The sequence below is a fragment of the Streptomyces sp. OZ13 genome (genome assembly GCF_052068155.1).
Taxonomy (GTDB): domain Bacteria; phylum Actinomycetota; class Actinomycetes; order Streptomycetales; family Streptomycetaceae; genus Streptomyces.
This window is the reverse complement of sequence record NZ_JBQHCZ010000001.1, coordinates 409,036-432,424: the sequence shown is the minus strand read 5'-3', so window position 1 is coordinate 432,424 and position 23,389 is coordinate 409,036. Positions and strand designations below refer to the sequence as shown.

Genomic DNA, 23,389 nt, shown 5'->3' with positions numbered 1-23,389 from the left:
GGGCGGGCCGGACCCGACGGAGTCCGGCGGGGGCCGGCGGGGTTCCGGGCGGGCCGGACCCGACGGGGTCCGGCGGGGCACCGACCGGGGCGGACCGGGCGGGAGCCTGCGGGGCTCCGGGCGGGCGGTCCGGAGCCGGCGGGGGCCCGGGCGGGAGCCGACGGGGTCCGGGGCCGGGGCCGTGGCCCGTCGCGTCAGGTAAGGAGTTCGCGGATCCGGCGGGCCGTGGCCTCGTCGCGGGCCGCCGTGAACGGGAGGACGTTGGGGCCCGTGATGCGGAAGGGCTCGCCGGCGACGGTGAGATGCGCGCCGCCCGCCTCCGTCACCAGGAGCAGACCGGCCGCGTGGTCCCACGCGAGCTCCCAGGAGAACGCCACCGCGTCCAGGTCGCCGCGTGCGACGTCCAGGTACTCGAGGCCCGCCGAGCCGCAGGGCCTGGCCTCGACGCCGGGCTCTGCGAGCCCGAGCAGCGCGCGCTTCTGCTCCGGGGTGGTGTAGTCGGGATGGGACATCGCGACCCGCAGCACCGAGCCGGGAGCGGGCGAACCGGACCTCAGCGGCTCGCCGTTGAGCCGGGCTCCTCCACCGCGCACGGCGACGGCGAACTCGTCGAGCACCGGAGCGTACGTCCACGAGGCGAGCAGTTCGCCGCGCACCGCGAGCGCGACGAGCGTGCAGAACCCGGGCTCGCCGCGCACGAACTGGCGGGTGCCGTCGACCGGGTCGACGATCCACACGGGCGCGTCGCCGTGCAGTGCGTCGGCGACGGCCGGGTCCGCGTGCACGGCCTCCTCGCCGACGACGACGGAGCCCGGCACGAGCGCCGTGAGCGAGGCGGTGAGGTGCTCCTCCGCGCTGCGGTCGGCGATCGTGACGAGGTCGTGCGGGCCGGTCTTCTCGTCGACCTCGTGCGCGGCGAGCCGGCGGTAGCGCGGCACGATCTCGGCTGCCGCCGCCTTGCGGACCGCCTCCTCGACATCGGACAGATCCCCGGTCAGAAAGTCATCGATCATGTCCTCAGACAATCATGCCCGGCCGACATCGAGGGAGGCGGTCAGCGTCCCACCGCGTAACCCTGCATTCCCCTGGGGTTCGCCGCGGCGGAGAGCACTCCGGTGCGGGGGTCGCGTGCGACCACGCAGAGTCTGCCCTCCGACCAGGGCCCGCCCACGGTGACGTCGTGTCCGCGCTCACGCAGCCCGGCCACCACCTCCGGGGGCGTGCGGGATTCGACGGTGACGCTGCCGGGCCGCATGCCGCGCGGGTAGAACGAGCCGGGGAAGGCGTCGTTGTGCCAGTTGGGAGCGTCGACGGCGCCCTGGAGGTCGTATCCGCCGCGCACCGGGGGCCGCAGCGCGACGGCGAGGAAGAAGTGCAGCTGCCACTGGTCCTGCTGGTCGCCGCCCGGGGTGCCGAACGCCATCACGGGCACGCCGTCGCGCAGCGCCAGCGAGGGGGTCAGGGTGGTGCGCGGGCGGCGGCCGGGCGTGAGGGAGTTCGGCAGGCCCGGCTCGAGCCAGGTCATCTGGAGTCGCGTGCCGAGCGGGAAGCCCAGTTCCGGTACCACGGGATTGGACTGCAGCCAGCCGCCGCTGGGGGTGGCCGCGACCATGTTGCCCCATCGGTCGACGATGTCGAGGTGGCAGGTGTCGCCCTGGACCGCGCCGTCCCGTGCCACGGTCGGCTCCCCCGCTCCCAACGCGCCGGCGCCGCCGCCGTCGTCCAGCACGTCGGCGGCACGGGGGCTCATGACGGGGGTGCGTCCGCCGGGGCTGCCGGGTCGCAGGTCGTAGGAGGCCTTGTCGCCGACGAGCGCGCGACGGGCCCTGTTGTAGGGCTCGGACAGCAGATCGCGGAGGGGGACCTCGGCCGCGTCGCCGTACCAGGCCTCCCGGTCCGCCATCGCCAGTTTGCAGCCCTCGACGAGCAGGTGGACGTACTCGGCGGAGCCGTAGGCGGGCAGTTCCGGCGGCAGCAGGGCCAGTTGCTGGAGGAACGCGGGCCCCTGGCTCCACCCGCCCGCCTTGCACAGGGTCCAGCCGTTCCAGTCGTAGGTGACCGGTGCCTCGTACGTGGCCGACCAGCCGGCCAGGTCCGCCGCAGTGAGGGTCCCGGTGTGGCGGGTGCCGCTGGTGTCCATGGTGGGCCGCCCGGCCTGGCGGACGAGCGCCTCGGCGACGAAACCGTTGCGCCATACCTCCCGCGCGGCCTCGATCTGCCCGGTCCGGTCGGAAGCGGCGGCCTCCGCCTCCGCGATCAGCCGCCGCCAGGTGGCGGCGAGGGCGAGGTTGCGGAACAGCGTGCCGGGGGCGGGGGCCTGCCCGCCGGGCAGGTACACCTCGGCGGACGAGGTCCATTCGGTCTCGAAGAGCCCCCGTACGGTCTCCACCGTCTCGCGGAGCCGCTCGACCGGAGGGTGTCCGTGCTCGGCGTAGCCGATGGCGTAATGCAGCACCTCGGCGAGGGACTTGGTGCCATGGTCGCGCAGCAGGACCATCCACGCGTCGAACGCGCCCGGCACGGCGGCGGCCAGAGGCCCGGTGCCGGGGACCAGTTCGAGGCCGAGCGAGCGGTAGTACGCGATGCCGGCCCCGGCGGGCGCGACGCCCTGGCCGCACAGCACGCGCACCTCGCCGCCGGCCGGCGCGACGATGACCGGCACCTCGCCGGCGGGCCCGCACAGATGCGGCTCGACGACGTGGAGCACGAACCCGGCGGCCACGGCGGCGTCGTAGGCGTTGCCGCCCCGCTCGAGCACGGCCATCGCGGACTGCGAGGCGAGCCAGTGCGTGGAGGACACCATCCCGAAAGTCCCCTGGAGCGTCGGCCGGGTCGTGAACATAGGGCCCCTCTCACCTCGTTGTTCGTCCGGACCGACCAGAACCGCCCTGGTCGGGCACGAGTTCAGGCGGCGTTGAACACGTCGCCCGTCCCGCGCGTATGGAACTGGACGTGCCCCTTTCCGGACGCCGTCATGCCCCCACTTGACCATGCAGCAGATGGAGTTCTCCATGGGACGAACAACGCGAAGACGTCCGCGAGCAGGCAGACGCACGGCTGCCGCCTCGATCGCCCTCATCCTCGCCGGCGGCGGTCTCATCGCGGTCAACTCCTATGCCGCCGCCGGTGAGGGACAGGGCCCCTGGCCGGGCGGGGCCGGGCAGGAGCAGCCGGGGACCCTCGGCGCCGGACCCGTGCCGGCGACGGTCAAGTGCCCGGAGGTCGCGAACGCGCTGCCGGAGGTGCCGGAAGCGGCCAGGGCGGAGGTCGACCGCGAACTGGCGACGATGGACAGCCAGATCACCGAGGCCTACCAGCGGTTCGCCGACGAGAGGGAACAGATCGAACGGGATCCGCGGTTCGCGCAGAACGCGATCCTCGGGCCCCTCCGGAGCAAGCGGGAAGCGGGCATCGACCGCATCGCGGAAGCCATCGGCCGGATCACCGGGCAACGGCCGCAGGATCTGCGGGCACTCGCTCCCTGCACCTTGCAGACCGATGGCGCGGACGACGCCGACGGAGCCGGACCGGGAGGCGACGGCGGAGGCGACGGCGGACAGGAAGGCGGCGGCGGACAGGGCGACGGGCAGGGAGGCAACGGCGGCCAGGCGGGCAACGGCCCCGAGGCGTCCGACTTCGCCGACATCAGCACCGTGGCCCCGAACGTGCAGGATCCCCCGCGGCTGCGCGGCGCCTCCCGCGGCACGTTCACCACGGACTGCGGTGTCAACGCGAACGGCAAGTTCAACCCGGACAACGTCATCGTCGCTCCGGGAGTGAGCAACGGCGCCCACCACATGCACGACTACGTGGGCAACCAGGCCAACGACGCGTTCGCCTCGGACGAGGATCTCGCGGCGGGCGCGACGACGTGCCGCGACCAGGGCGACCGCTCGACGTACTACTGGCCCGTGCTGCGGCTCCAGAACGGTCAGGCGGAGGACGACGCCCAGGCGGACGGCGGCGGCAAGGACCGGAACGTCGGCAGGATCCTGACCCCGTCACAGGTGACGCTCGACTTCGTCGGCAACCCGCGCGGCAAGGTCACCGCCATGCCGCGCTTCCTGCGGATCATCACCGGGGACGCGAAGGCCTTCGTCAACGGCAATGCCAACGCCAACGCCTCCTGGAGCTGCACCGGCTTCGAGGACCGGCAGCTGAAGGACAAGTACCCGATCTGTCCCCGGGGCAGCAAAGTGGTGCGCAGTTTCAGGTTCCAGAGCTGCTGGGACGGCCGGAACACCGACAGCGCCAACCACCGCACGCATGTGGCCTTCACGGACGCGAGCGGCCGTTGCCCGGGCGGCTTCCTCCCCATTCCGCAGCTCGTCCAGCGCATCGTCTACGACGTGCCGCCGCCGGTCTTCGAGGGCGCGGCCGCCGCCGTCTTCGCGCTCGACTCGTTCCCCGAGCAGCTGCACAAACCGGTCACCGACCACGGTGACTTCATCAACGTCTTCGACGAGAAGCTCATGCGGGAGCTGGTGAGCTGTGTCAACGAGGGGCGCCGCTGCGGCCCCGGCGATCCGGCGCAGGCACCGGGCGGCGACGGCCCGGAGCCGAAGGACGCCCCGGCTACGGCCACCGCCGCTCCGACCGGCTCGCCGGCGCCGGCCCCGTCGGAGCACGAGCCGGAAGCCCCGGCGCGTCCCGCCGCGCCCACCGCCGATCCGGTGCCGGCGCCCGCAGCGCCCGAAGAACCCGCGACGCATCCGGCACCGGCGGCGCCGACGACGCCCGTGGCCGAGGAGCCCGCCGAACGGCCTGCCGAAAAGCCCGCCACCGAGCAGCCCGCCGCCGAAAGGCCCGCGGCCGGGGCCGGGCAGGCGCCGGGAACACCCGATGCGGAGCGGGCGCGGCCCGAAGCGGCAGAGGCACCCGCACAACCGGACGCCCCCGGCGTGCCCGCCGACCGTGCCGCGCCCTCGACCGCGCAGAGCGAGCCGGCCCGCGCTGCCGACGGGCAGAGCCCCAAGGCCCCGGCCGGGACGACCGCCCCCGCCACGGCCAACGGGTCGGACGTCCCGGTGCCGAACGGTGACGCCGCTCCGCAGGCCGTGGAGGGCGGACTGGCCGAGACCGGCGCGCAGTTGTGGCCGTCGGCCGCCGGGGCCGTGCTGCTGATCGTGGGCGTCGTGCTGCTGCGGGTACGCAGCCGCCGCGAGGTCCCGCGTCACCGCTGACGCAGCGGCTGCCCGGCGCTCCCCGCTCCGAGATGAGCGGGGAGCGCCGGGCAGCCTTGCCGTCAACCTTGGGGACGGCGCACTCGAACTGCTTCCGGCGTGATGGTCAACGACCCGGCGGCGCAGCCCGGTCCATCAGCTCGCCGCCCCGGACCAGGTCGGTCATCTCGACCAGGTCGGGCGTGAGGTAACGGTCGTCGTGGAGCGGCTCGATGTGGGCGCGGACCGTGTCGTGGAGCGAGCGGACACCCTCACCGAGGGACAGGCCGGCCATCTTGTCCTCGATCAGGTCGATGCCCTGCGCGGACATCAGCGCCAGGACGGCCTGCACGATCCCGAGGCGGTCCAGATTCTCGTGAAGGTGGCGTACGGAGGCCATCGCCATGGTGTTGTGGTCCTCCTGCCCGTCCTTGGCGGGCCGGGACAGCGTGCCGGCGGGCATGGCGCGGATCTGCATCTCCGGCACGAGCGCGGCGGCCACGGTCTGGGCCTGGACCATGCCGGAGTTCAGGCCCGGCGTGCCGCCCGCGAGGTTGGCGGGGAGGCCGTAGCTCCACTTGGGGGAGAGCAGCCGCGCGGACAGTTCCTGGCTGTGGACGCCGAAGTCGGCGATCTGGGCGTTCAGTGTGTCGGCGGCGTGGCCGAGGAGAGCTCCGTCCCAGTTGCCGCCCATCACGAACTCGTGGCCCCGGCCGGAGCCGCGGGCGAGGACCAGAGGGTTGGAGGTGGAGGCGTTGGCCTCGCGTTCGATGTTCTCGCGACCCTCCGCGAGGGTCTCGCGCAGCGCTCCGTAGATGTGCGGGGCCGCGCGGAGGGACACCGCGTCCTGGATGCGGGGGTGGTCCTCGCCGAGTCGTCGGCGGCCCTGTTCGGTGGTCCACTGACTGCCCCGCAGCAGTGCCCGGAGGCGTTCCGCGACCTTCTCCTCCTCCGGGATCCGGCGTTCGGCGTGCGTGCGGGCGTCCAGGCTGCTGATCTCCGCCCGGGTGGCGTCCATGAACATGGCGAGGAGGCCTTCGCCCAGGCCGGCGGCCTTGGTCGCCCGGTGCAGGGCGTCGGCGTAAGAGGCGAGGACGACCGTGCTGCCGCTGATGATGGGCAGGGCCTCGCCCTGCTGGAGCTCGAAGGACGGTTCGAGGCCGGCGCGGGCGAGGATCTGCGCGGCGGGTCCCTGCTCACCGCGGTAGCGGGCGGGCGCCCGGTCCCCGGTGAGGACCATGCCGACGGCGGCCATGGGCTGGAGGTCGCCGGAGCCGAGCGAGCCGGCCTGGGGGACGACTGGGGTGACGCCGGCGGTGACGAGGTCGTTCATCCGGTCGACGAGTTCCGGGCGGACGGCCATCCCGCCCCGGGCCATCTGGTTGGCCCGCAGCACCATGACCAGCCGTGCGACCCGCTCGGGCAGCGGCTCGCCGACGCCTGCGGCATGCGAGCGCAGAATGCGCTTCTGGAACTCCTTCTGCTGCTCGTTGTCGAGCCGCTTGTCCTTGAGCGGGCCCAGGGCCTGGTTCCAGCCGTACACGCGAGCGCCCTTGGCGAGTTCGTGGAGCGCGCCGTCGCGGATCCGCCGCATCCGTGTGCGGCTCGCGTCGGAGAGTTTCACCGCGACCGACTTGGCGTCCAGGACGTCGAACATGTCCTGTGCGGTCAGTGACTCGCCGTCCAGGACGAGTTGGAGGTGCGCCTCGGGGCGTGCGCCGGCATCGGGGCCGGTCGGCCCGCCTGCGGCGGCGTCGGGGGCGAGGAACGCCAGGATCAGGGTGGCGGAGGCGACGAGGGAGACGGGTTTCCTCGAGAAGCCGGGGGTGCGGGCCGCGGGTACGGGTGAGCGGCGTATGCGGGCAGGGGCGTCCGTCGGAGGAGGCGGCATGGTAGGGGAACCTTTCCCGGGGAACGGAAGGTCGTTTCGGCCTCTGGAAGGCCATACCGGAAACGTAATATCCATGCACCGAGGACCGCCTGCGCCGGCCGTGCGGCGCGGGCTGTTCGAGTGAAAGACCGCCGGGGACGGTCAGGTCGGCCGGGCCGGGTGCCGCCGGCCCGGAACGAGGTCAGGTACCGCCGGCTCGGGCGGCCGCCGCGCGGTCAGGTGCCGTCGGCGGAGAAGTGGTGGTAGTCCGGGGGCGACCAGCGGCCGCCCCACTCCCAGCCGGCGTCGTCCATCGCCGTGGTGACGGCGTCGTCCGGAGTAATCACGCCTTTGGCGGGCAGGTCGCGGTCGAGGTGGCCCTCCGCGCCCGGCGGGTGCACCTTTCCCGAGCGGTCGACGTACGGGTTCTCCGCGGGGTTGATGTCGACCGCGTCCCCGAAGGAGTGGCGCGAGAGATGGCGGGCGTCGCCCGTCACCCGGCGGCAGTTGAAGGCGGAAGTGTTGTCGGCCGCCATCGCCTTTGCGTCGTCGCCGCCGTACTCGGCCATGACCCGCATGCGGCGGATGGGGAAGCGATCCTCGAAGGCCTTCTCGAAGACGCGCAGCAGGGGCCGGACCTCGTCCTGATGGACGATCAGTTCTCCGCGGTGGACACGGCCGTCGAAACCCCAGTGGTTCATGGTGAGCAGCCGCAGCCGGGACGGGGGCACCGGACAGCCGGGTTCGTGGCTCGCACCGAGTTTGGACGGGGGTACGTCGCTGACGGTGGCCGACAGCTGCGGGGCGGCGGCCGTGGCACCGTGGGCGGGCACGGCGCCGAGTGTGAGCCCGAGGGCCAGGACGGGCGCGGCGGCCCGGCGCGCGACGTTCACCCTTTCAGGTTAAGGACATCGCGGTCTGTCGGCCGCTCCGCGCGCCGGGGCTCCGGTCAGCGCCGCGGTGTTCCGAGGCGGCCTTCCAGCTGGACCAGCAGGTCGCTGAGGTGTGCGGCGAGGCCGGTGCGTGCCTGTTCGTCGAGGCCGGAGAGGACGGCGCTCTCGTACGCGAGCTGCTCGGGCAGCAGCCGGTCGACCAGGGTGCGCCCGTCGTCGGTGAGCCGGACGTGGGCGACCCGCCGGTCCCGTTCGTCGCCGCGGCGGTCGACCAGACCGCGTTCCTGGAGGGCGCGCAGCCGTTTGGTGACGGCCGCGCCGGAGGAGAACGTCTCGCGGGCCAGCTCGCCGGGGGTGAGCTCGCGGGCGTTGCGGCGGACCGCGCCGAGCAGGTCGAACTCGGCGCGGGTGAGCCCGGCGGAGCGCAGCGGCGCGTCCTCCGCCTGTTGCAGGAGTGCGGCGCAGCGGTTGATGCGGCCGATGAGTTCAATGGGCCCGGTGTCCAGGCCGGGGTGCACGGCCTGCCACTGCCGTACCACCGAGGCGACGATGTCGTCGGTCACACCGCTCCGATCCTAGGGGCGGGGCGGTGCAGCCCACGCCGTTGTGCTGTCGCCGCGAGCGTACGGTGTCCTGCCCGCTCGGCCTCGAGGACCTCTTCCTCCGGAAGGGGCCGCTGCCACCATTCGCCCGCCGCGGCGTCCTGGGCGTCGCGCAGGTCCACGAGGGCGGCGGCCAGCCGGCGGCTCCCGGCTTCGAGGGCGGCCGCGGAGGGGGCCGGGCAGGCGAGGGTCCGCTCCAGGGCGGCGCGGGCGCCCGTAGCGGCGGCGAGTGCCCTGTCCACCCGGCCGGCCGCCCGGCGGTTGGTGACGGCGACGGCGGCGAGGAGTCCGAGGGCGACGCCGATCAGGGTGTCCAGGACCCGGTCGCCGATGAGCGTGCCCACCGGGTGTGCGCCGCTCGCCTCGACGAGGAGCAGCGCCATCGGGGTGACGGCGACGGAGCCGAGCCAGTAGTTGCGGGTGATCAGCGCTTCCGCGCCGAAGCTGAAGAACAGCAGGCACCCGAGGAGGGCCGCCGGTCCGGTCCTGATCAGCGGGACGACGGCGGCGAAGGCGAGGACGCCGACCAGGTTGCCGAGCGTGCGCTGAAGGGCCCGGTTCCAGCTGAGGGTGACGTTGGCCTGGAAGACGGAGGCGGCGGTGACCACGGCCCAGTACGGCCGGTCGACGCCCAGTGCGACGGCGGCGTAGCCGGCGAACGCGCAGCCGACGAGGGTGCGCAGTGCGATGGGCATGTGCGGTGAGCGGGGGCCGAGGCCGCGCAGCAGGGTGCGGCGGGCCTCGCGGCGGCGGGCCAGCCGCGAGGCCCGCCGGTCGGCACCGGGCGCCTCGGCCGTCTCGCCGGGGCTCGGCGGTACAGGGGGTACGTCCCCCCGGGCGCGGGTGAGCGCGGCCCAGGTCCGCAGCCGGCCGGCACGGTCGGTGTCCGCCCGGCCCTCGGCCACCGCCCCGCAGGTGAGGGCCGCCTCCGCATGCAGGAGAAGGCGGTCGAGCTGTCCGCGTACGGGTGTGGGGCGGCCGGCGTCGAGGAGGGTCTGCCGGGCGGCGTGCACGGCCGCCGTCGCGGTGTGCCGGCTGCGGTGGCCGGGGTCGGCCGCGCAGGCGGCCGCGGCGTCCAGGGCGCGGGCGGTGGCGCGCCGTTCGGGGCCCTCCCTCCGCAGGAGCGCGGGGACCGCGGTGACCAGCCAGGCGATGGCCCCGGCGCCGAGGGCCGGTGCGAGATGGCCCGGGACCTGGGTGAGCCGCTGCGGCACGAACAGGGCGGCTGTGGCGACGAAGGTGAAGATCACGTTGCCGGGAGGGCCGATCCGGCCGGCGTCGCAGAGCGCTTTCTGCACGGCGGCGATCAGGGCGGCGACGGCGACGAGCACGGTCACCGAGTCGGTGAGCGAGGCCGTGACCAGGGAGACGGCAAGGCCCGCGACCATGCCGATCACCACGCGGGCGACGGTCCCGGCCCTGCGGGCGTACGGGAGGCTGTGGCCGTAGAGGGCGCAGAGCGATCCGGCCATGGTGTACATGACCAGGTCGAGCCGTCCGAGGGCGAGGAGGGTCAGGCTCGGCACCAGTGCCGCGCCGACGACGCTCAGGGCCGGTTTGAACCACTGGTCGGAGGGCCGGGCGAGGCGCAACGCGGCGGCGACCGGGAGCGGAGGTGCCGGCGGCCTCGGGAATCGGATGGTTGTATCGCTCACCCATTTAATTTAACAAGTATTACACCCGTAAACGAATGACGCGGCTCTCAGCGCAGCGGGTCGCGCGGTTCCACCAGCCCCGATTCGTACGCGAACACGACCAGCTGGGCGCGGTCCCTGGCGCCGAGCTTGGTCATCGCCCGGCTGATGTGGGTCTTGGCGGTGAAGGGGCTGATCACCATGTGGGCGGCGATCTCCTCGTTCGTCAGGCCACGGGCCGCCAGAGCCGTCACCTCCCGTTCCCGGCGGGTGAGGTGCTCCATGCCGGGGGCGGTGGACCGGTCCGGCGGCCGTGCCACGAACTCGCCGATCAGACGCCGGGTGACGGCGGGCGACAGCAGCGCGTCACCGCGGGCGGCGACGCGCACGGCGTGCAGCAGTTCGGCGGGCTCGGTGTCCTTGAGCAGGAAGCCGGCGGCTCCCGCGCGCAGCGCGTCGAAGACGTACTCGTCCAGGCCGTAGTTGGTGAGGATCACGACGTGCACGTCCGCGAGGAGCGGGTCGGCGGCGATGTGCCGGGTGGCCTCGATCCCCGTCATCACCGGCATCTGCACATCGACCAGGGCGACATCGGGGACATGGCGGCGGGCCTGCTCGAGGCCCTGCCGGCCGTCCGCGGCCTCGGCCACGACCTCGATGCCGTCCTCCGCGTCGAGCAGGGCACGGAAGCCGGCCCGCATGAGCGCCTGGTCGTCGACGATCAGGACCCGGATCACAGCGCCTCCACGGCGGCCGGGTCCATCGGGCCTGCCCGGTCCGCGAGGTCTTCCCGGCCGTCGGGACACGCCTGGAGCCCCTGAAGCGGGATACGGGCGCGCACCGAGAAGCCGCCGCAGGGCCGTGGCGAGGTGTCCAGCGTGCCGCCGAGGGCGGTGACGCGTTCCCGCATGCCGGTCAGGCCGGTGCCCGGCACGACGGGCCCGCCGGGTGCGGCGGGGCCGTCGTCCTCGACGGTGACGGCCACCTCGTCGGCGCCGTAGTCGAGGCGGATCCGGGTGGGGGCCCGGTCGGCGTGCCGCGCCACGTTGGTCAGCGCCTCCTGCACGATCCGGTAGGCCGCCCGGTCCACGTCGGGCCGCAGCGCGCGCTGTTCACCGCTGACGGTCACGGAGACGGGGATGCCCGCCGCCCGGGCGCGGTCGGCGAGTTCGCCGACGCGCACGAGGCCGGCGGCCGGCTCGCGTTCCTCCGTCCGCAGGACCTCGAGTGTCGAGCGCAGCTCCCGCATGGCCTCCCCGCTCGCCTCCTGGATGGCGAGCAGCGCGGGCGGCACGTCCTCGCCCCGTTTGCGGGCCAGGTGCACGGCGACCCCCGCCTGGAGTTTGACGATCGAGATGGAGTGGGTGAGCGTGTCGTGCAACTCGCGGGCGATCCGCAGTCGTTCCTCCCCGGCCCTGCGCAACGCGGCCTCCTCCCGGCCGCGTTCGGCCTCCAGGGCCCGCTGTTCGGTCTGACGCAGATACGCCTGCCAGTTCTTGTCGATCAGGCCGGTCACCCCTGCGCACAGGAACCAGCCGAGCAGCAGCAGCGAGCGTTCGACGCTGCCCTCGGCGGAACTGACGGTGTCGGCGGCGAAGAAGACGACCAGGAACAACGCGCCCGCCACCACACCCGCCCCGCGCCGTCCCCCGCGCGCTGCCGCGTGCACGGCGATGAGCACCGGGAAGGCCGCCCAGGAACCGGGCCGGTCGTGGAGGACGTAGCCCAGCATGCAGACCGTGGTGACGACGAGGACCATGCGGGGTGCCCGCCGGTGGCCCGCGAGCGCCAGCGAACCCGCCGCGATCAGCAGCACGTCCGGCACACCGGGGGCCGGGCCGCCGGCGTACGCCGCGAGGGTCACCGCCCCGGCGATCAGTGCCGCGAGCGCCGTGTCGAGCAGGGCGTGCCTCAGCCCCGGATCCGCCTGCATGGACGGCAGCCTATGACGGTGCGCCGGGCCGGCGCCTCGTCCCGCGAGACCCCTTTCCCGCTACTCCCGGCGCAGTAGTCGCAGCCCGTTCCCACCCGCCGGGACCGGCCGCCGATGCCTTCGCACGTACGACGACCGGGACACCGGTCCCGGGCCAGCATCGGGGCATGACGAGAGCCTTCCGCTTCACCGATCCCCCGCCTCCCTCCGCGGCCACCGGTGTGACTGCCGCCGTGTACGCCCAACTCGCCCGCGACTTCGGCATCGAGCGCGCCTCGACGTTCGTGGTGCTGTCCGACTCTCCCCCGCTGCTGACCGGCGCGTGGGCGCTGCTGCGGGAGTCACTGCTGGCCGGCCGGGTGTCCCGGACGGACAAGGAGGTCATCGCCGCGGGCGTGTCACTGGCCAACCGCTGCCCCTTCTGCGTCGACGCGCACACCGTCCTGCTGCACGCCACCGGCGACCACGGGCTTGCCGAGACGATCGCACGCGGTGAGGAGCCGGCCGACCCGGTGCACCGGCGGCTGCTGGCCTGGGGCAAGGACATCCGCGGAACCCGGCCGTTCCCGGCGGAGCAGACCCCCGAACACCTGGGGACCGCGCTCGCGTTCCACTTCATCAACCGGATCGTCTCGGCGCTGCTGAACGAGAACATGCTGCCTGGCGGCGCGCAGAAGTTGCGGCTGGTGCGCAGCGCGGCGGGCCGTTCGCTCGCCCGCACGGTACGCCGGCAACTGCGGCCCGGAGAAAGCCTGGAGCTGCTGCGGACCTCCGGCACCGAACCCGCGTGGGCGGCGGGCACGCCCGTCGGCACCGCGTACGGGGCGCTGCGTGAGGCGGCGCTCATGGGCGCCGGGCTGCTGTCGGAGGACGACCGGGCACTGGTGCGCAAGACGGTGGCCGCCCACGACGGCGTCGCCCATCCGCCGCTGTCGGCCGACTGGCTGCCCGGCCGCGAGGACCGTCCCGGGGCCCGGCTGGCGCTGCTCGCGGCCCTCGCGCCGTACCGGATCACCGAGGAGGACGTACGGGCCTGGCGCACTCCCCGGCACACGGACCACTGCCTCGTCCATCTGACCGCGTACGGGGCGATCACCGCCGTCGAGCGGATCGAGGAGCAGCTGTGAGCACCATCGTGAACACCCGTCAGGCCGACGCGTGGAACGGCCCGGTGGGGCAGCACTGGGCGGACCACCACGAGCGTTACGACGGGATGCTCGCGTCCTTCGACGAGGCGCTGTTCGCGACGGCGGGGATCGGGGAGAGGGACCGCGTCCTGGACGTGGGATGCGGCAGCGGGTCGACGACGCGGCGTGCCGCACGGCTCGCGGCGCGCGGTCACGCGGTCGGCGTCGACATCTCGGAGCCGATGCTGGCGCGGGCGCGTTCGTTGTCCGCGGGCATCGAGAACGTCTCCTACGAGTGGGGCGACGCCCAGGTGCACCCGTTCCCCGCCGGCGGCCACGACGTGGCGATCAGCCGGGGCGGGGTGATGTTCTTCGCCGACCACACCGCCGCGTTCGCGAACATCGGCCGGTCCCTGCGGCCGGGCGGGCGGCTGGCGTTCGTCTGCCCCCGGCCGGCCGGCCCGGACGGTGAGGAGGGACGCGTCCTCGGGCTGCTGGCCTCGTTGCTGGCGGCCGCCGCACCGCAGCCGGCGGCTTCGCCGACCCCGGGACCGGAGCCTGCCCCGGGGACCGAACCCGCGGCCGCCATGGCCTCCCTGGCGGACCCCGACCGGACCCGGAAGATACTGGAGAGGGCCGCGTTCGGGTCGATCGGGATCACGGCGGTCGACGCACCCACCTGCTGGGGGCGGGACGCCGGCGACGCCGTGGACTTCTACGTCTCGCGGATGCCGGGCGCCGAGGTCCCCGAGGAGACACTGCACGCCATGCGTGCCGCCCTGCGGCCCTACGAGACGGACCGGGGCGTCCTGCTGGACGCCGGCGTGTGGGTGGTCACTGCCCGCCGGGAGGGCTGAGCGTGCCGGGGCCGACGGCGCCACGCGCGAGCAGCAGCAATGCGTCCACCAGGTCCTCCGCCGGACTCCCGGTGGCGAGCCGCCGGAGCTGAAGGCCCATCACCAGCGCCACCGTCGTCGCCGCCAGCCCTTCCGCGTCCGGGACGCCGAGGCCGGTCAGGATCTGGGTGGCGAGCCGGTCGTACGCGGCGAACGCCTCCGCCGCCGCCTCCCGCAGCCGCTCGTCCCGGCCTGCCTCGACGTACAGCTCGAACGTCGCGATGTGCCCGCTGTCGAAGCCGGTGCCGCCGGCCACCTGGCCGGCGAGGGCCGCGGCGCCCGCTATGTCGATACCGTCGCTCCGGCACTCGTCGGCCAGCTCGGTGAAGCGGCGGGTCTCGTCCCGTACGAAGTGCAGCAGGCTTTCGCGCAGCAGCTCGTGCTGTGTCGCGAAGTGGTACGTGACGGAGCCGAGCGACACGCCCGCCTCCTTGGCGATCCGGCGATTGGTCACCGCGGCCACGCCGTCCCTGCCGATGATGTGCAGGACGGCTTCTATGATGCGCTGCCTGGTGGGCGCGGAGCGGGCGGCGGTGGACATGGCCCTCATTGTCCCATCGGGGCACTTCCGCTGGTCATACGGGTGGGCGGGCGCTTCTCGTACCAGCGCAGCTCCGCCTCGAGCTGGGCGGCGAGGGAGATCAGGCGTTCCTCGGCGCCTTCGGGGCCGAGCAGTTGGGCCCCGAGGGGCAGCCCGTCGCGGGTGAGGCCGGCGGGGACGGCGACGCCGGGCCAGCCGAGGACGTTCCACGGCCAGGCGTACGGGCAGGCGGCGGCGATGCCGATGTCCGTGGCCCCGGCGGACTTTCCGTCGAAGGCGCCGACGGGCGGGGGCGGGGTGGCCGTGCTGGGGGTGAGCAGGACGTCGTAGTGGTCGAAGAAGGCGCCGATCCTGCTCTGCTGGGCGGCCTCGCGGGCGCGGGCGGCGCGTACGACGCGTCCACCGAGCCGGTGGCCGGAGCGGGTGGCGGCGCGGGTGCGCGGGTCGAGGAGCGACGGATCGGGGTGCCGGTCGGCGTACTCGGCGATGCCGGTCGCGGCGCGGGGCAGGAAGCTCAGGCCGATGAGACCGTAGCGGGGCCGGGCCTCTTCGACGTCGTGCCCGAGCTTCGCGAGCGTCTCGGCGAGCGCGACCACCGCCCGGCGCACCTCCGGGTGGGGGCGGGTGCCGGTGAGGGTGAGCGGCGGGCGCAGGGCGAGCGCGATGCGCAGCCTGCCCGGTTCGCGGCGGGCGGCGGCCGAGGCGTCGATGGCGTCCGGGTGGTACCGCTCGCCGGGGTGCCCGCCGGAGGCCGCGTCCAGCAGCAGGGCCGCGTCCGCGACGGTCCGTGCGAGGGGGCCGTTGACGGTGAGGCCCTGGAAGCAGTCGATGTAGGGGTGGACGGAGACCCGGCCGCGCTGGGGCTTGATGCCGACGAGATGGGTCCAGGCGGAGGGGATGCGGATGGAGCCGGCGCCGTCGGAACCGAGGGCGGCGGGCACGAGCCCGGCGGCGACGGCGGCCGCCGAGCCGCCGGAGGAACCGCCCGGGGTGTGCGCGGGGGACCAGGGGTTACGGGTGACTCCGAAGGCGGGGCCCTCCGTGAAGGGCCACTGGCCGAGTTCGCAGGAGTTGGTCTTGCCCACGATGACCGCTCCCGCGGCCCGGAGCCTGCGTACGGCCTCTCCGTCGGCCGTGGCCGGCGGGATGTCGCCGGGGCAGCCGAAGTAGGTGGGGACGCCCGCGACGTCGGTGTCGTCCTTGACGGCGACCGGTACACCGAGCAGCGGCAGCCGCTCCCCCGCCGCGAGCCTCCGGTCCGCGGCCCGTGCCTCCTCGAGGGCTTGGTCACCGCGGACGGTCCTGAAAGCGTTGATGCTGCTCCGGGTTGCCTCGATGCGGGCGAGCGTCTCCGCGACGATTGCCTCCGAAGTTGTCTCCCCTGCCGCCAACGCCCCGCAATATTGGGCCAGTTCGCCCATCTCGTCTCTGGACACGCCGCACCCGCCTCCTTATTGTTCGTTCGAACGAACAGGACTGGAGGGTAACCAGATGCGGATCAGCGGAGCAAGCGTTCTGCTCACCGGGGCGACCGGCGGTCTGGGTGGCGAACTCGCCGCCGAACTGGCCGCGCGAGGAGCCAAGTTGACAGTCAGTGGTCGGCGCGCCGACGCCCTCGTACCGCTGGCGGAACGCTACGGCGCCCGCACGGTGGTCGCCGATCTGGCCCATGCGGCCGACGTGGAACGGCTCGCCGCGGAAGCCGCCGGCACGGACATCCTCATATCGAACGCCGCCCTGCCCGGCAGCGGCGATCTGCTGGACTGCACGCCCGAACAGATGGACCGCGCCTTCGCCGTCAACCTGCGCGCTCCCGCCATGCTCGCCCGGCTGCTCGTTCCGTCCATGGTCGACGCCGGCCGCGGCCACCTAGCCTTCGTCGGCTCCCTTGCGGGGAAGGTGACCACGAGGTCGATGTCCCTCTACAGCGGCAGCAAGTTCGGCCTGCGCGGCTTCGCGCTGGGGCTGCGTCAGGACCTGCACGGCACGGGCGTCGGCGTGTCGATCGTCCAGCCGGGTTTCGTACGGGACGTGGGCATGTTCGCCGTGACCGGCGCGAAGCCGCCGACGGGCATACGGACGGTGTCGCCGCGTCAGGTCGTCGAGGGTGTCGTGCGGGCCGTGGAACGTGACGTCGCGGAGATCAACGTGGCGCCGATCGAGATGCGGCTGCTGAGCGCCATCGGGGGCCAGTTCCCCGGCTTCGCCGAGCGCCTCCAGCGCGGCGGCCCGGGCGAGCGGACGCTGCGCGAGGTGGTGGCGGCCCAGCGCGACCGCCGCTGAGGCGCTGTCGGCGGGCGTTGCTAGGGTCTCCCCCATGCCGGCAGGGGAGGTCACCGTGCAGAGCGCCCGCCGGGCGGCCCTCGACCATGTGCTGGGCCTGATCACCGCAGCCCCCTGGAGCGGCGGCCTGGTGCTGCGGCTCCATGACCACTGGCGCGGGCGGCTGGTCAGCGCGCTCGCGCCGCTGTTCGCGGCTGTCCGCCGAGCCGCATGAGCACCACGTACAGCACCAGTGACGCCGCGAGGCCCACCGCCCAGCCGTAGTCCGCGAGGGGTCGCAGGAACGGGATCAGGCCGTCCTCGGGGAACGGGCCCTTGCCCGGGGCCGAATGGGAGCCGCCGACCGCGAGCACCCCGCCGACCACGAAGGCGGCCACGGCACGCAGGTTCCAGCCCGAGGTGTACCAGTAGGGGCCGCCGGGCGTGTAGAGCGCGGTCAGGTCGAGGACGGTCCGGCGCACGAGCCAGTAGTCGGCGATGAGGATGCCGGCGACGGTGCCGAGCAGCCCGCCGACGAGCCCCAGCCAGGTGAAGATGTACAGCTCTGGCGTCTCGGTCAGCTTCCACGGCATGATCAGCACGCCGACGACGCCGGTGATCAGCGCGCCGGTACGGAAGTTGATGAACTTGGGAGCCAGGTTCGCCAGGTCGTACGCCGGCGACACGACGTTCGCCGCGATGTTCACCGAGATCGTCGCGACGAGCACGGTGATCAGGGCGAAGAGCAGACCGAAGACGTTGTCGGTCTTGGCCGCCAGCGCGACCGGGTCCCACACGGCCGCCCCGTACACCGCCTGCGAGCCGGACGTGACGAACACCGACAGCAGCGCGAACAGGGTCATCGTGGTGGGCAGGCCGAGCGTCTGGCCCCAGATCTGTGCGCGCTGGCCCGCCCCGAACCGGGTGAAGTCGGGGATGTTCAGCGAGAGGGTCGCCCAGAAGGCGATCATGCCCATCAGGGACGGGAAGAAGACCGGCCAGAAGTCCGCGCCCCAGCCCAGCTTCGAGGGCTGGTCGAGCAGCGGGCCGACACCGCCCGCCTTGGCGGTGACCCACACCAGCAGCACCACCGCGCCGACGATGACGAACGGCGCGGCCCAGTTCTCGAACCGGCGCAGTGCCTCCATCCCCCGGTAGATGATGGCTAGTTCCAGCGCCCAGAAGAGGACGAAGCAGACCCACAGCGTCCACGGCTGCCCGCCGACCTCGGCCGCCTCCGCCCAGCCGCCGAAGATCTTGCCGAGCAGGACGAAGATGCCCTGGCCGCCGATCCAGGTCTGGATGCCGAACCAGGCGCAGGCCACCGCGGCCCGGATCATCGCGGGCAGGTTCGCGCCGCGCAGCCCGAAGGAGGCGCGGGCGAGCACCGGGAAGGGGATGCCGTACTTGGGACCCGCGTGGCCGGTCAGCAGCATCGGCAGCAGCACGATGACGTTGGCCAGGGCGATGGTGAACACCGCCTGCTTCCAGTCCATGCCGAGCGCGACGAGCCCGGAGGCGAGCAGCCAGGAGGGGATGTTGTGGGCCATGCCGACCCACAGGGCGGCGAAGTTGTAGGTGGTCCACCGGCGGCGGGCGACCGGCACGGGCAGCAGGTCGTCGTTGACGAAGCGGTTGTCCGCGAGGGTGGTGCCCGGCGGGAGTTCGACGCGTCCCGCCGGGTCCTGTATCGGTTCTTCTGACGGCACGGGCGGGACGGTCGCGGTCATGGCGGCGAGGGCCCTTCGGAGGAGGTCAGCGGTTCAGTGCCGGGATGATCTCCGCGCCGTACGCGTCGATCGTCGTTTCCTTCGCGTCGTGCATGTTGTAGAGCGCGAACTGGTCGACGCCCAGGTCGCGCAGCGCCTGGAGCTTCTCGATGTGCGCCTCGGCCGGCCCGAGCAGGCAGAACCGGTCGACGATCTCGTCGGGGACGAAGTCGGTGGACGGATTGCCGGCGCGGCCGTGGTGGCTGTAGTCGTAGCCGTGCCGCCCCTTGATGTAGGCGGTGAGCGCCTCCGGGACCATGTCGGAGTGCTCGCCGTAGCGGGAGACGAGGTCCGCGACGTGGTTGCCCACCATCCCGCCGAACCACCGGCACTGCTCCCGGGCGTGTGCCAGGTCGTCGCTCACGTACGCGGGCGCCGCGACGCAGACGGTGACGGAGGCCGGGTCGCGTCCGGAGTCGGCGGCCGCGGTGCGCACGGCCTTCACCATCCACTCCGTCAGGTACGGGTCGGCGAGCTGGAGGATGAAGCCGTCGGCCTTCTGCCCGGCGAGAGCCAGGGCCTTGGGCCCGTAAGCCGCCATCCACACCGGCAGCTTCCCGTCCCTGACCCAGGGGATCCGGAGCGGCTGCCCGTCGACGACGGCCTCGCGCCCTTCCGCGAGATCGCGGATCACGTCGATGGCCTCGCCGAGCCTGGCGAGCGTGTTGGGGCGGCGTCCGGCCACCCGCATGGCGGAGTCACCGCGCCCGATGCCGCACACGGTGCGGTTGCCGTACATGTCGTTGAGGGTGGCGAAGGTGGAGGCGGTCACCTCCCAGGTGCGGGTGCCGGGGTTGGTCACCATGGGCCCGACGGTGAGTTTCGTCGTGTGCTCCAGGATGCGGCTGTAGATGACGAACGGCTCCTGCCACAGCACCGCGGAGTCGAAGGTCCAGCCGTAGCGGAAGCCGTTGCGTTCCGCGCGCCGCATCAGCCCGACGACCGCGGACGCGGGCGGGTCGGTCTGCAGGACGAGTCCGAAGTCCACGGCATGGCCTCCTAGTTCAGGTACTGGCAGGTGGAGCGGGGGGTGTACACGCCGTGGCCGGCGCGGCCGGTGAACGTCCGCCCGTCGATGACCACTTCGCCCCGGGACAGCACGGTCTCCACCTGGCCGGTGATCCGTTTGCCCTCGTACGCCGAGTAGTCGACGTTCATGTGGTGTGTCCGGACGGACAGGGTCTGTTCTGCGTGCGGGTCGTAGATGACGATGTCGGCGTCGGCGCCTGGGGCGATGGTGCCCTTCTTCGGGTAGAGGCCGAACATCCTGGCGGGTGTGGCGCAGGCGATCTCGATCCAGCGGCGGCGGCTGATGTGCCCGTCGACCACGGCCTGGTGGAGGAGGTCCATGCGGTTCTCCACGCCCGGGAGACCGTTGGGGATCTTGGAGAAGTCCCCGCGGCCGAGTTCCTTCTGCCCGGTGAAGCAGAAGGGGCAGTGGTCGGTGGAGACCACCTGGAGGTCGTTGGTGCGCAGGCCCCGCCACAGTGCCGCCTGGTGCTCACGCGGCCGGAGCGGTGTGGAGCAGACGTACTTGGCGCCCTCGAAGTCGGGCTCGGCGAGGTTGTCGGTGGACAGGAAGAGGTACTGCGGGCAGGTCTCGCCGAAGACGGGCAGTCCCTTGTCGCGGGCCGTGGCGAGCTCCGCGACGGCCTCCTCCGCGGAGACGTGCACCACGTACAGCGGGGCGCCGGCGACGCGGGCGAGCTGGATGGCCCGGTGGGTGGCCTCGGCCTCCAGCAGGACCTTGCGTACCTCGCCGTGGTAGCGGGGATCGGTGCGGCCCTCGGCGAGCGCCTGCTCGACCAGCACGTCGATGGCGATGCCGTTCTCCGCGTGCATCATGATCAGGCCGCCGTTGACGGCGGAGCGCTGCATCGCCCGCAGGATCTGCCCGTCGTCGCTGTAGAAGACGCCGGGGTAGGCCATGAAGAGTTTGAAGGAGGTGATGCCCTCCTCCACCAGCAGGTCCATCTCCTTCAGCGACTGCTCGTTGACGTCGGAGAGGATCATGTGGAAGCCGTAGTCGATGGCGCAGTTGCCGTCGGCCTTGGCGTACCAGGCGTCGAGGCCCTCCCGCAGCGCCCGCCCCACCGACTGCACCGCGAAGTCGATGATCGTGGTCGTGCCGCCCCAGGCGGCGGCGCGGGTGCCCGTTTCGAACGTGTCGGAGGCGAAGGTCCCGCCGAACGGCAGCTCCATGTGGGTGTGGGCGTCGACGCCGCCCGGCAGGACGTACTTGTTGGTCGCGTCGATGGTGCGGGCGGCCGTCCACGTCTGCGAGACGGGCGAGTTGTGCGCGGCGAGCGCGGCGATGCGGCCGTCCTCGACTAGGACGTCGGCGTGCATCTCGTCGGCGGCGGTCACGACGAGTCCGCCGCGGATCAGGGTGCGGTTGCTCATGGTCTCCTCGCGTGGGAAGTGGCGGCGGTCGCGTGGCAACTACAGGCTGCGCAAGGCCCGTTCAAGGACGAGGGCCCCCTCTTCCGCTTCCGCGACGGTCAGGGAGAGCGGCGGGGCGATGCGCAGGACGCTGGTGTTGTGGCCGCCGCCCTTGCCGATCAGCAGCCCGCCCTCGCGGGCGGCCTCGAGGACGGTCGCCGCCGCCTGGGGGTCGGCCTCGTCGGTGCCCGGCCTGACCAGCTCGATGCCGATCATGAGTCCGCGGCCCCGTACCTCCCGCACGGCGGGCACGCTCGCCGCGATCCCGCGCAGCCGCTCGATCAGCAGGCCGCCGACCCGGCGGGCGTTTCCCTGGAGGTCGTGCTCCAGGAGGTAGGAGAGGTTGGCGACGCCGGCGGCCATGGTGACGGGGCTGCCGCCGAAGGTGGAGATGGAGTTCGCGTCGAGGCAGTTCATGATCTCGGCGCGGGCGACGACGCCGCCCACGGACATGCCGTTGCCGATGCCCTTGGCGAAGGTGAGGATGTCGGGCGGACCGCTTCGGCCGTGGGCCTGCCAGCCCCAGAAGTGCTCGCCGGTGCGGCCCCAGCCGGTCTGCACCTCGTCGGAGATCCACAGGATGCCGTGCCGGTCCAGGACCTCGCGGAAGGCGGCGTACAGGCCGTCGGGCGGTGAGGTGAAGCCGCCGACGCCCTGCACCGGCTCCGCGATCAGCGCGGCCACGTCGTGGGTGTGTCCGAGGAGGTCCTCGAGGTCGGCGACGCACGCCTCGATGAACTGCGCGTCGGAGAGGTGGGCGAAGGGGCCGCGGCTGCGGACGCCTCCGTGCACGTACAGCGTCTGGAGCGGCGAGAGGCTGGTCGGCGACCAGGCGTGGTTGCCGGTGACGGAGACCGCGGAGAACGACCGGCCGTGGTAGCTGTTGCGCATCGCCAGGATCTGGTTGGAGCGGCGGTGGCCGGTCGCCAGCAGCAGCGCGGTGTCGTTGGCCTCCGTGCCGGAGGTGGTGAAGAAGACGCGGGCGTCCGGGATGCCGGAGAGCGCGGCGATCCGTTCTGCGAGCTCCACCATGGGGCGGTTGAGGTAGAGGGTGGAGGAGTGGATGAGCCGTCCGGCCTGCTCGCTCACCGCCTTGGTGACCTCGGGCAGCGCGTGGGCGGTCATGGTGGTGAGGATGCCGCCGAAGAAGTCCAGGTAGCGGTTGCCGTCCGCGTCCCAGACGTGGCGGCCTTCGCCGTGGGTGATCTCGATCGGCTGCTTGTAGTAGAGCGCGACCCAGTCGGGGATGACGGCACGGTGCCGCTCGTAGAGGTCGGTCACGGCTGCACCAGCCCCTCGTAGGCGTCGGGCCGGCGGTCTCGGTAGAACGCCCACTGCTGCCGCACCGTCTCGATCATGTCGAAGTCGAGGTCCCGTACGACGAGCTCCTCCTCCTTGTCGCTGGCGACGTCGCCGACGAACTGGCCGCGCGGGTCGACGAAGTAGCTGGTGCCGTAGAAGTCGTTGTCGCCGTACTCCTCGATGCCGACGCGGTTGATGGCGGCGACGAAGTACTCGTTGGCGACGGCGGCGGCGGGCTGCTCCAGCTGCCACAGGTAGGAGGACAGTCCGCGGTGCGTCGCGGACGGGTTGTACACCAACTGGGCCCCGCCGAGCCCGAGTTGCCGCCAGCCCTCCGGGAAGTGGCGGTCGTAGCAGATGTAGACGCCGACCTTGCCGACCGCGGTGTCGAACACGGGCCAGCCGGCGTTGCCGGGCCTGAAGTAGTACTTCTCCCAGAAGCCCTTCACCTGGGGGATGTGGTGCTTGCGGTACTTGCCCAGGTAGCTGCCGTCGGCGTCGATCACGGCGGCGGTGTTGTAGTAGAAGCCCGCGCCCTCGACCTCGAAGACCGGGACCACGATCACCATGCCGGTCTCGCGGGCGAGCTCCTGCATCCGGCGGACCGTCGGACCGTCCGGCACCGGCTCCGCCCAGCGGTAGTGCTCGGGGTCCTGGACCTGGCAGAAGTAGGGGGCGTTGAAGACCTCTTGGAAGCCGATGACCTTGGCGCCCTGCCGGGCCGCCTCCCGGGCGTGTTCCTCATGTTTGGCGATCATGGATTCGGTGTCGCCGGTCCAGGTGGCCTGGACGAGTGCGGCGCGTACGACAGTGGCCATGAGCTGCTCCTTCGACAGGACGTCCGAGAGCTTCTACGCACGTAGACACAGTGCGTAGGAGGAGAACGTAAGCCGCGTCACACTCGGGGGCAAGACCATCGTCGTGAACCCGCTGAGTCGATCTTGTTTCGTACCCGA

At 72.9% G+C, this 23,389-nt stretch carries 20 protein-coding genes; 5 read left to right on the top strand and 15 right to left on the bottom strand.

Features of this window, described 5'->3' with window-relative positions; all coding sequences use genetic code 11:
- Window positions 1-194 precede the first annotated feature (194 nt).
- Together ACTMTU_RS01950 and ACTMTU_RS01945 are read right to left on the bottom strand one after the other, a co-directional pair.
- Window positions 195-1,013, bottom strand: a complete 819-nt coding sequence (locus tag ACTMTU_RS01950; protein WP_441261639.1) for an inositol monophosphatase family protein — start codon at window positions 1,011-1,013, stop codon at window positions 195-197.
- A gap of 41 nt (window positions 1,014-1,054) precedes the next feature.
- The gene (locus ACTMTU_RS01945; RefSeq protein WP_441261638.1) at window positions 1,055-2,842 is read right to left on the bottom strand and encodes a gamma-glutamyltransferase family protein; all 1,788 of its coding nucleotides are present in this window, start codon (window positions 2,840-2,842) and stop codon (window positions 1,055-1,057) included.
- Between the two features lie 169 nt (window positions 2,843-3,011).
- Here ACTMTU_RS01945 and ACTMTU_RS01940 point away from each other — a divergent pair, with 169 nt between their 5' ends.
- Window positions 3,012-5,183 (top strand): DUF1996 domain-containing protein, encoded by a 2,172-nt coding sequence (locus ACTMTU_RS01940; protein ID WP_441261637.1) that lies wholly within the window; start codon window positions 3,012-3,014, stop codon window positions 5,181-5,183.
- Window positions 5,184-5,289: 106 nt separating this feature from the next.
- Here ACTMTU_RS01940 and ACTMTU_RS01935 read toward each other — a convergent pair whose 3' ends face one another.
- From ACTMTU_RS01935 to ACTMTU_RS01910, 6 genes are all read right to left on the bottom strand, one after another.
- Window positions 5,290-7,053 carry an HAL/PAL/TAL family ammonia-lyase gene (locus ACTMTU_RS01935; RefSeq protein ID WP_441261636.1) on the bottom strand — a complete coding sequence of 588 codons (1,764 nt, stop codon included), beginning with the start codon at window positions 7,051-7,053 and terminating at the stop codon, window positions 5,290-5,292.
- Between the two features lie 215 nt (window positions 7,054-7,268).
- Window positions 7,269-7,925, bottom strand: a complete 657-nt coding sequence (locus ACTMTU_RS01930) for a M15 family metallopeptidase (protein WP_441261635.1) — start codon at window positions 7,923-7,925, stop codon at window positions 7,269-7,271.
- Between the two features lie 56 nt (window positions 7,926-7,981).
- Complete coding sequence (locus tag ACTMTU_RS01925; RefSeq protein ID WP_441261634.1) at window positions 7,982-8,488, bottom strand: MarR family winged helix-turn-helix transcriptional regulator; 507 nt, start codon at window positions 8,486-8,488, stop codon at window positions 7,982-7,984.
- Window positions 8,485-10,182 carry an FUSC family protein gene (locus tag ACTMTU_RS01920; RefSeq protein ID WP_441261633.1) on the bottom strand — a complete coding sequence of 566 codons (1,698 nt, stop codon included), beginning with the start codon at window positions 10,180-10,182 and terminating at the stop codon, window positions 8,485-8,487. The genes ACTMTU_RS01925 and ACTMTU_RS01920 overlap by 4 nt, the downstream gene beginning before the upstream one ends.
- Window positions 10,183-10,229: 47 nt before the next feature.
- Window positions 10,230-10,898 (bottom strand): response regulator, encoded by a 669-nt coding sequence (locus tag ACTMTU_RS01915; protein ID WP_441261632.1) that lies wholly within the window; start codon window positions 10,896-10,898, stop codon window positions 10,230-10,232.
- Window positions 10,895-12,094, bottom strand: coding sequence for a sensor histidine kinase (locus ACTMTU_RS01910; protein WP_441261631.1), 1,200 nt, complete (start codon window positions 12,092-12,094; stop codon window positions 10,895-10,897). The genes ACTMTU_RS01915 and ACTMTU_RS01910 overlap by 4 nt, the downstream gene beginning before the upstream one ends.
- A 167-nt stretch (window positions 12,095-12,261) precedes the next feature.
- Between ACTMTU_RS01910 and ACTMTU_RS01905 the strand changes: the two genes are divergently transcribed.
- Window positions 12,262-13,221 (top strand): carboxymuconolactone decarboxylase family protein, encoded by a 960-nt coding sequence (locus ACTMTU_RS01905; RefSeq protein WP_441261630.1) that lies wholly within the window; start codon window positions 12,262-12,264, stop codon window positions 13,219-13,221.
- Entirely contained in the window at window positions 13,218-14,078 is an 861-nt protein-coding gene (locus ACTMTU_RS01900) for a class I SAM-dependent methyltransferase (protein ID WP_441261629.1), read from the top strand. The genes ACTMTU_RS01905 and ACTMTU_RS01900 overlap by 4 nt, the downstream gene beginning before the upstream one ends.
- Here the strand turns inward: ACTMTU_RS01900 and ACTMTU_RS01895 are convergent.
- Both ACTMTU_RS01895 and ACTMTU_RS01890 read right to left on the bottom strand, forming a co-directional pair.
- Window positions 14,056-14,658: a TetR/AcrR family transcriptional regulator gene (locus ACTMTU_RS01895; protein WP_441261628.1), complete on the bottom strand. Its 603-nt coding sequence runs from the start codon at window positions 14,656-14,658 to the stop codon at window positions 14,056-14,058. The two genes, ACTMTU_RS01900 and ACTMTU_RS01895, sit on opposite strands and share 23 nt — an antisense overlap.
- A gap of 5 nt (window positions 14,659-14,663) precedes the next feature.
- Window positions 14,664-16,079 carry an amidase gene (locus tag ACTMTU_RS01890; RefSeq protein ID WP_441261966.1) on the bottom strand — a complete coding sequence of 472 codons (1,416 nt, stop codon included), beginning with the start codon at window positions 16,077-16,079 and terminating at the stop codon, window positions 14,664-14,666.
- Window positions 16,080-16,149: 70 nt separating this feature from the next.
- Here ACTMTU_RS01890 and ACTMTU_RS01885 point away from each other — a divergent pair, with 70 nt between their 5' ends.
- Together ACTMTU_RS01885 and ACTMTU_RS01880 are read left to right on the top strand one after the other, a co-directional pair.
- Complete coding sequence (locus ACTMTU_RS01885) at window positions 16,150-16,941, top strand: SDR family NAD(P)-dependent oxidoreductase (RefSeq protein WP_441261627.1); 792 nt, start codon at window positions 16,150-16,152, stop codon at window positions 16,939-16,941.
- A 34-nt stretch (window positions 16,942-16,975) separates the two neighbouring features.
- Window positions 16,976-17,155 carry a hypothetical protein gene (locus ACTMTU_RS01880; RefSeq protein ID WP_441261626.1) on the top strand — a complete coding sequence of 60 codons (180 nt, stop codon included), beginning with the start codon at window positions 16,976-16,978 and terminating at the stop codon, window positions 17,153-17,155.
- On the opposite strand, the gene ACTMTU_RS01875 is transcribed toward ACTMTU_RS01880, so the two are convergent.
- The 5 genes from ACTMTU_RS01875 to ACTMTU_RS01855 are packed head-to-tail and all read right to left on the bottom strand — an operon-like array spanning window position 17,109 to window position 23,251.
- Window positions 17,109-18,650, bottom strand: a complete 1,542-nt coding sequence (locus ACTMTU_RS01875; RefSeq protein WP_441261625.1) for an NCS1 family nucleobase:cation symporter-1 — start codon at window positions 18,648-18,650, stop codon at window positions 17,109-17,111. The two genes, ACTMTU_RS01880 and ACTMTU_RS01875, sit on opposite strands and share 47 nt — an antisense overlap.
- Before the next feature lie 25 nt (window positions 18,651-18,675).
- Window positions 18,676-19,677 carry a TIGR03842 family LLM class F420-dependent oxidoreductase gene (locus tag ACTMTU_RS01870; protein ID WP_441261624.1) on the bottom strand — a complete coding sequence of 334 codons (1,002 nt, stop codon included), beginning with the start codon at window positions 19,675-19,677 and terminating at the stop codon, window positions 18,676-18,678.
- Window positions 19,678-19,688: 11 nt separating this feature from the next.
- Entirely contained in the window at window positions 19,689-21,092 is a 1,404-nt protein-coding gene (gene hydA, locus ACTMTU_RS01865) for a dihydropyrimidinase (RefSeq protein WP_441261623.1), read from the bottom strand.
- Between the two features lie 39 nt (window positions 21,093-21,131).
- Window positions 21,132-22,412, bottom strand: coding sequence for an aspartate aminotransferase family protein (locus tag ACTMTU_RS01860; protein WP_441261622.1), 1,281 nt, complete (start codon window positions 22,410-22,412; stop codon window positions 21,132-21,134).
- On the bottom strand, window positions 22,409-23,251 hold the full coding sequence (locus ACTMTU_RS01855; protein ID WP_441261621.1) for a nitrilase-related carbon-nitrogen hydrolase: 843 nt from the start codon (window positions 23,249-23,251) through the stop codon (window positions 22,409-22,411). The genes ACTMTU_RS01860 and ACTMTU_RS01855 overlap by 4 nt, the downstream gene beginning before the upstream one ends.
- Between the last annotated feature and the right edge of the window lie 138 nt (window positions 23,252-23,389).

Bases quoted from the DNA above. Each gene is read 5' to 3' on its own strand.
- hydA (WP_441261623.1), bottom strand. From the start codon at position 21,092: ATGAGCAACCGCACCCTGATCCGCGGCGGACTCGTCGTGACCGCCGCC.
- ACTMTU_RS01885 (WP_441261627.1), top strand. From the start codon at position 16,150: ATGCGGATCAGCGGAGCAAGCGTTCTGCTCACCGGGGCGACCGGCGGT.
- ACTMTU_RS01875 (WP_441261625.1), bottom strand. From the start codon at position 18,650: ATGACCGCGACCGTCCCGCCCGTGCCGTCAGAAGAACCGATACAGGAC.
- ACTMTU_RS01890 (WP_441261966.1), bottom strand. From the start codon at position 16,079: ATGGGCGAACTGGCCCAATATTGCGGGGCGTTGGCGGCAGGGGAGACA.
- ACTMTU_RS01950 (WP_441261639.1), bottom strand. From the start codon at position 1,013: ATGATCGATGACTTTCTGACCGGGGATCTGTCCGATGTCGAGGAGGCG.
- ACTMTU_RS01910 (WP_441261631.1), bottom strand. From the start codon at position 12,094: ATGCAGGCGGATCCGGGGCTGAGGCACGCCCTGCTCGACACGGCGCTC.
- ACTMTU_RS01855 (WP_441261621.1), bottom strand. From the start codon at position 23,251: ATGGCCACTGTCGTACGCGCCGCACTCGTCCAGGCCACCTGGACCGGC.
- ACTMTU_RS01895 (WP_441261628.1), bottom strand. From the start codon at position 14,658: ATGTCCACCGCCGCCCGCTCCGCGCCCACCAGGCAGCGCATCATAGAA.
- ACTMTU_RS01935 (WP_441261636.1), bottom strand. From the start codon at position 7,053: ATGCCGCCTCCTCCGACGGACGCCCCTGCCCGCATACGCCGCTCACCC.
- ACTMTU_RS01945 (WP_441261638.1), bottom strand. From the start codon at position 2,842: ATGTTCACGACCCGGCCGACGCTCCAGGGGACTTTCGGGATGGTGTCC.
- ACTMTU_RS01880 (WP_441261626.1), top strand. From the start codon at position 16,976: ATGCCGGCAGGGGAGGTCACCGTGCAGAGCGCCCGCCGGGCGGCCCTC.
- ACTMTU_RS01940 (WP_441261637.1), top strand. From the start codon at position 3,012: ATGGGACGAACAACGCGAAGACGTCCGCGAGCAGGCAGACGCACGGCT.
- ACTMTU_RS01905 (WP_441261630.1), top strand. From the start codon at position 12,262: ATGACGAGAGCCTTCCGCTTCACCGATCCCCCGCCTCCCTCCGCGGCC.